The sequence below is a fragment of the Bartonella sp. MU70NMGDW genome (genome assembly GCF_042194085.1).
Lineage (GTDB): Bacteria > Pseudomonadota > Alphaproteobacteria > Rhizobiales > Rhizobiaceae > Bartonella > Bartonella grahamii.
Window position 1 is genome coordinate 1 of record NZ_JBHIMK010000099.1, and the last position, 5609, is coordinate 5609.

Annotated in this window: 8 protein-coding genes and 1 pseudogene; 6 read left to right on the forward strand and 3 right to left on the reverse strand. The window is 42.2% G+C overall.

Translation table 11 applies throughout. The features are described from left to right. Window positions 1-207: 207 nt before the first annotated feature. The 3 genes and pseudogenes from ACFIKE_RS07970 to ACFIKE_RS07980 form a co-directional block, all read left to right on the forward strand. The gene (locus tag ACFIKE_RS07970; RefSeq protein ID WP_375649119.1) at window positions 208-459 is read left to right on the forward strand and encodes a hypothetical protein; all 252 of its coding nucleotides are present in this window, start codon (window positions 208-210) and stop codon (window positions 457-459) included. A 55-nt stretch (window positions 460-514) separates the two neighbouring features. Beyond that, a complete protein-coding gene (locus ACFIKE_RS07975; RefSeq protein WP_274532020.1) occupies window positions 515-661 on the forward strand; it encodes a hypothetical protein in 147 nt (48 codons plus the stop codon). Window positions 662-681: 20 nt separating this feature from the next. Next, a pseudogene (locus tag ACFIKE_RS07980) lies at window positions 682-876 on the forward strand (hypothetical protein); the annotation flags it as partial. A gap of 46 nt (window positions 877-922) precedes the next feature. Here ACFIKE_RS07980 and ACFIKE_RS07985 read toward each other — a convergent pair. Then, window positions 923-1069 (reverse strand): hypothetical protein, encoded by a 147-nt coding sequence (locus ACFIKE_RS07985; RefSeq protein WP_375649121.1) that lies wholly within the window; start codon window positions 1067-1069, stop codon window positions 923-925. 610 nt (window positions 1070-1679) lie between these two features. On the opposite strand from ACFIKE_RS07985, the gene ACFIKE_RS07990 reads away from it, so the two are divergent. Next, window positions 1680-1805 (forward strand): hypothetical protein, encoded by a 126-nt coding sequence (locus ACFIKE_RS07990; protein ID WP_375649124.1) that lies wholly within the window; start codon window positions 1680-1682, stop codon window positions 1803-1805. 48 nt (window positions 1806-1853) lie between these two features. Here ACFIKE_RS07990 and ACFIKE_RS07995 read toward each other — a convergent pair whose 3' ends face one another. Together ACFIKE_RS07995 and ACFIKE_RS08000 are read right to left on the reverse strand one after the other, a co-directional pair. Further along, window positions 1854-3074 (reverse strand): MFS transporter, encoded by a 1221-nt coding sequence (locus tag ACFIKE_RS07995; RefSeq protein ID WP_375649127.1) that lies wholly within the window; start codon window positions 3072-3074, stop codon window positions 1854-1856. 10 nt (window positions 3075-3084) lie between these two features. Continuing rightward, entirely contained in the window at window positions 3085-4338 is a 1254-nt protein-coding gene (locus tag ACFIKE_RS08000; RefSeq protein ID WP_375649130.1) for a radical SAM protein, read from the reverse strand. A gap of 505 nt (window positions 4339-4843) precedes the next feature. On the opposite strand from ACFIKE_RS08000, the gene ACFIKE_RS08005 reads away from it, so the two are divergent. Further along, the gene (locus ACFIKE_RS08005) at window positions 4844-5149 is read left to right on the forward strand and encodes a hypothetical protein (protein ID WP_375649132.1); all 306 of its coding nucleotides are present in this window, start codon (window positions 4844-4846) and stop codon (window positions 5147-5149) included. 28 nt (window positions 5150-5177) lie between these two features. Further along, window positions 5178-5540, forward strand: coding sequence for a hypothetical protein (locus ACFIKE_RS08010; RefSeq protein WP_375649134.1), 363 nt, complete (start codon window positions 5178-5180; stop codon window positions 5538-5540). Window positions 5541-5609: the final 69 nt, after the last annotated feature.

The window sequence follows — 5609 nt, forward strand, 5'->3', positions numbered from 1 at the left end:
TTTAATTATCCCGCTTAATTTGGCCTGGCTTTATACTGATAAAAAGTTAATAAAAGACGAGGAGGTTTGAAAGTGAAAATACAGTTGAATAGGGACTTGCCTATGACTTACATAAAGACACAAGAAAAAATAGTGTGTGGGTCATCTTATATGGATTGAGTTGAAATTAATAGCTGTCCATCGTTTTTAGTAGAGATGCTTATCGATTTGAATACACCAAATGATTGTACTGCTATTAGCCAGAAATATCGCGAACGAGCATATCAAGATGCTTATGATATTGATGTTTTGCTAAATAGTAGGCGCGTATTAGATTTTGCAAAAAAAACGCAAGCTTTTTTAGAGTGCGCGGAGGAAATCCTCGATAAAGCGTATGTCAATCTTACTATTGCTGGTATTAAATATTTAAAACTAGCTGGCCAAGACTATAGTGTGCAAGAATGTTTTGCAAGTAGCTAAATTTCGGCGAATTTAGAGCGTACAGTTCTGGTGAGTGAGAAGAGTGTATATGATCATGTGGTTTATAAGAGTAATATTGAGAAAGAATTTGCGCAAAATTAATGATAATGCCTCCGAAGTAAAATTATTTTTTAAATTGCCAAGGAGCTTTAAAATCGTGACGCTCATAGGCTCTTACACGCCGGATTTGGGGGTGTTTTAGAGTTAGATAGCGCGCAAAAGCTTTATTTTGTACTGGAATCAAAAGGAACGAATAGCGAGTTTGATTTGCGCCTTAAAGAAATGCTGAAGATTAAATGCGGCAAGGCGCATTTTACCGCCCTTGAGACTGGTGTGGTGTTTAACGAGGCACCGGTGATGAGTTGGCGCGATTCTAAGCCGAGGATGGTGGTAGAGAGAGTGGGGGGGCTGTGGTAGGAATGGGCGGCACGAATGACGCTGTCTTTAGTTGCGTACCGCCAAGCTAATTTTGTGCTTTGCGAAATTCGCCAAGGCTTTTGGACGTACCGCGTTTACCGCGTAATAAAATCTTATGAATATCATGCAGAAGGCGCGCAGAAATGGGTGATTGCGTGTCTAGCTTCCCAATGCCGTAATTAAGTACATCCACATAATGAGATAGCTCTTCAATATCATCAGTCGCACTGATACTTTTTCTTTATTTTCAAACAATAATAGGTCAGATGGTAACGATTATGTCCTTTCTATCTGAGAAAAGAGGAGCACCGCTTGCGTATATGCACGAGTAAAAGTCAATCAACATTGGTCTGAGGTAAAAACCGCCAATTATTTCTAATACACCTAAGGATTTCATAGCTTGCTCTAACGGTTTATATAAAGTCGCCCTTTTAAAAGGTGGATTGGGTGGAAAATTTATTGGGATATAGGCTTTATGAATCTCTCGAACTAAGCTTTCTACTATGCAGATCCTAAGGCGTGATTGCATATATGGTCGCATCTGTTGCTGCGTTGTGTAGGCAGAGATCCTAAATTAGGAAAGGAGGGCTGCTCTTTTAATTACAAAGGAAGAATACGGCGCGTAAGTGCAGTAAAATGTATTTTGAGGAGCAGTAAAGGGGTGAGGCATTTGATATTCAGCGGGTGACGGATTAACTGGAGTATAAGTGGGCATTGCTAGGGCGGAGTTTTTAGTTAAGAATTGCGCTCCGTACGCTATAAGCTCTCTACATCCTTCATATAGGCGTTGAGATCATCGCCCAATGCAACGTAAAAGGGGCTATTTTGCCTTTAACGCTTGTTTGGCCGCTTCCATTAGTGCCGCTGGCTCTATCAGCCATTACGGTTATAATTTCCTCGTCAAAAGAACAGATCAATCGATTGCGTAATAGGGTATGTGTGCCTTTTTTGACCGTGTCTTTTTTAAAAAGCAGCGGTTACTTCGTGGCGGGGTTGGGTGTGTCTATATGATCAGCTTGCCAAAGAAATGGAAGCGTTATCGCGATAGCCACCAATAGTAGTCCAGCGATAAAGGCGGCAGCAAACTGCAATGATATAAAAGAACCAAGGACGCCGACCAAAAAGCTTCCGACCGGCATTCCAGCATAGCCGATCACACGAAAAGCAGAATTAGCTCGCCCGAGAAGTTGCTTTGGTGTGAGGCGCTGCCTGAAGGCGGTAACACCAATAAACCATAAGCTTGCTCCAACACCAGCAATAAAGGTGACGCCCCATACGACGACAGCACTTTTTGAAAAGGCTGGGATCAGCAGCAAGACAACCGTTCCTAAACCGTCAGTGAGAACAGCTAGGCGCACTGGTGCATAGCGTATACGCGGTGCAAATAGGGCACCTGCCATTGTACCAAGCGCGTAGGCTGCAAACATCACGCCATATTGGCTGCTATGTAGGCCCAGATACCGACCGTCGGTAACGAAGAAGATGAACGAGGTTAGGAATGCTCCAAATACCACCGATAGAAAGAATGTGAGTAATGTAAGGGAGGTAAGATGCCGATTTGAAAAAATGAAACGAAAGCCGGCAATGATATAACGGAAAGTGATGTTTTCTTTATCAGGTGTTGGCGATGTCGGAACAGCACGGCGAGCGGTAAAAATCAATGTGATAAAAAGCGCGATTAACAGGCCAAGAAATAGCAGTGTGCTATGCGCTAAAATGCTGCTTGTTATGACAGGGGCAAGAAAATAGGAGACCCCGAAATCTAAAAACAAGACAATTGAGTAGAAGGTCATCAATCGCTCTCCCTCCATGATAAGTGGTGGAATAGTCATTATATAAGCTTCGGCAGAAACGACGATGAATCCAGCAATGGTTGCATAGAAGAAAATTTGTTCGGCTGGAGCAATCTGTATCATGAGCAGTACGAACAGTACAATATGCAGTAGCATGAAGATGAGGAGAGCCGAGGTGGCAAGTTTTATTTTGTCGCAGTGATCAAGTAAAGCGCCTGCAAGGATGCCGAAAATTGGCCACGCTAATGAGAAGAGACCTTGCGCCCAACTTACTCCGACTACGCCATATCCAGATTGTCTTGCTAATAGCGGGATGGCAGTGCGCAAAGCACCGCTGAGTAAGGCGAGCAGACTAACGGTTAGGCAAAAATAGCGTATGTTCTTATTGGCAAAAAGCGTGAACATTCTTTTCTCCTTAAGATGCCACACAGGTTTCCGCTGGTCCATCAAGTACGGCGGTTGTATTAAGCATGTTTGCGACATAGCCGTCCAAGATATTCCTATTTTCCTGAGGTAGAAGAAAATATATAAGGTTGGAATACCATTGCCAACCACGCTGAGTCAGCTGGATATCGTTATCACTTTCTGCGACGAGACCTGCGCCTATAAGCTGTTGTAGGTTATTGTATACAAAAGAGGGAAGTGCGGTCCAGTCAATTCTTTCTTTTTTGGCATAGCCGTTATAAGGTAGCCGCATACACAAAGCCTTGGAGGCTTGTTGCTCCGCTGATACCCAATTGTAGTATACTTTGGATTTGCCTTTAAGTTGTATGTCGGTAATGTATCCGCTTCGACTGGGATTGGCTCGTGTGACGAGTGAGCCGAGAATCGACATTGCTGACGCCCCAAAGCCAACCACATAATCGTCATGATAACCATGCAAATATTTGTGATAGCGGAAATAATTAGCTAAACTCGTTTTAGCGAGCGTTAGAGGAGTGTTATTGGCAATTTTGATATAGGAATGCCCATTACACGGCGCATAGTCGCAGCTGCGCATAACGATGTCGCTAAATAAGCGAAGCATCTGTCGATGCTGTAGGCTGGATGGCTTTAGCCCTTTTTGTGCGTAAGACTTATGCAGTTGCGACGTGATAGCCAGATTGTTGATTGCATAGAGGTTGATGGTTTCAGGATGAAGCTCGCTGGCTTGCTTCAAATCGTATAATAGTTCTTCAGTTTGCTGGCTGTGCATGCCATATAGTAGGTCGAAACCGACATGTCCAATGATCTCTTGTGACCAAGCCACGGTGTTGTTGATTTGTTCACGTGTTGAGGTGAGGTTAAACAATGATCGGAAACGCTTAATGAAACTCTGTATACCGAAGCTGATCCGGTTAATGCCGATCTCACGGGCAGCATAAAGTTTATCACGTGTGATGCTCTTCGGTTCGCTTTCCAGTGTAAACTCGGTTAAGGAAGAGAGCTCAAATTCGGCATGCAATACTTTTCCGATGTGTCGGATATTATCTGTGGACAAAAGCGACGGTGTGCCGTCCCCTATATAGATGCTGCGGATGGTCCCTCTAAGCGAGCGAATGAAATTTCCTTTGGTTCTGATCTCTGTGGTAAGCGCTGACATATAAGATTCGATTTGCTTAACGTGCTTGTAGGCCCCTTTCTGAAAGGGACAGAAGGAACAGATGGTTTCGCAAAAGGGAATATGCAATAAAGAGAAATGGTACGCGCTTGTGGAATCTGCTTACTTTGCGCTAGTTTATTAAAGTCTAGGTAATCGTAAAATTCATTTGAAATAGTGCGAAATAACGGATATGTGAAGTTGTAAATCGGCTTGAGTTGATCGAATTTTACAAAAGGATGATCCACGAGTTGCACAGATTACCTCCCCCAATTTCTTAACTTGCACTATATTATTGACGGGCGACTGGTGACCCAATCACCCGAGTGTATTACCAAAGATTTTCACGGAACATAAAGAATCCCCTTTTATAATAAGTTATATGTATAATACATATAACTTATTATATGAACAGGCGAGCTTGTTTAAGAGGCAATATAAAGATAAAAATATAAAAGAACTTTCTCTTGCAGCCTTATGGTCTGATATTGTAATTGGTATCCTGTTTTACGTGGTCGGGCTATGAATGCCTAGAGCGAGAAAAAGTAAGGTGTTTTAATGGACGTGCGGGGCATCATTGTTATGTTGCTGGGACTTGGAATTTGCGTCTGGTTATGAAATATCATTAGCGCAAAAAGATGGTTTTAAAGGTAGAGATATATTTTTTAATATCCCTGTAAAACTTCGAGAAGAGATAGAATTATCTATTAGAAAACATATAAATGTCCAGTGTGATAATATTATCGAATTACATGACATCATCGCTCTTGCCCGCCATTTTGACATATTGCCTAAAATCTCATTGAGATTGTGCCATGTACTGGCAAACGAGGATAGATCGCGTTTTGGTATGACTGCGGCGGGAGTTACGTGCCGCATTATCTTTGCTAGAATCCAATAGGATTAGGCTTAATGTGGTGCCTTTGCATATGGGCTCTAATTTGAATTCGACTGAGTTAATAGTATCCACCTTAACTAAGGTTGGAAAGGATATTTACGCATTGAAGGATCAAAAAAGTTTTATCAGTCTAGGCGGGGGATATCCGACTTCCACAGCGTTCTGCGATGCCGTGACGATCAATGACGAATACCCTCGTAAAATTTATGAGGCATTATCACAATTGGGTTATGATTTACATAAGCTTACGGTAATTATTGAATCTAGGCGTATTATATCTGAAGATTATGGTTATTTATTTTCAAATATTAGCTCTATAAAAGAGCAGAATGGTACGAACTTAATTACAATCTGGGCTCTGGGGATGTGTACCCAATATGCACAGCATCACTAGATCATAAGTCAAAGTATGTGAAAGCAACTGATACAAAAAAGATTTTACGATGGTGGAAGATCGACGATG

Bases quoted from the DNA above. Each gene is read 5' to 3' on its own strand.
- ACFIKE_RS07975 (WP_274532020.1), top strand. From the start codon at position 515: ATGTGGTTTATAAGAGTAATATTGAGAAAGAATTTGCGCAAAATTAAT.
- ACFIKE_RS07990 (WP_375649124.1), top strand. From the start codon at position 1,680: ATGCAACGTAAAAGGGGCTATTTTGCCTTTAACGCTTGTTTGGCCGCT.
- ACFIKE_RS07995 (WP_375649127.1), bottom strand. From the start codon at position 3,074: ATGTTCACGCTTTTTGCCAATAAGAACATACGCTATTTTTGCCTAACC.
- ACFIKE_RS08010 (WP_375649134.1), top strand. From the start codon at position 5,178: ATGGGCTCTAATTTGAATTCGACTGAGTTAATAGTATCCACCTTAACT.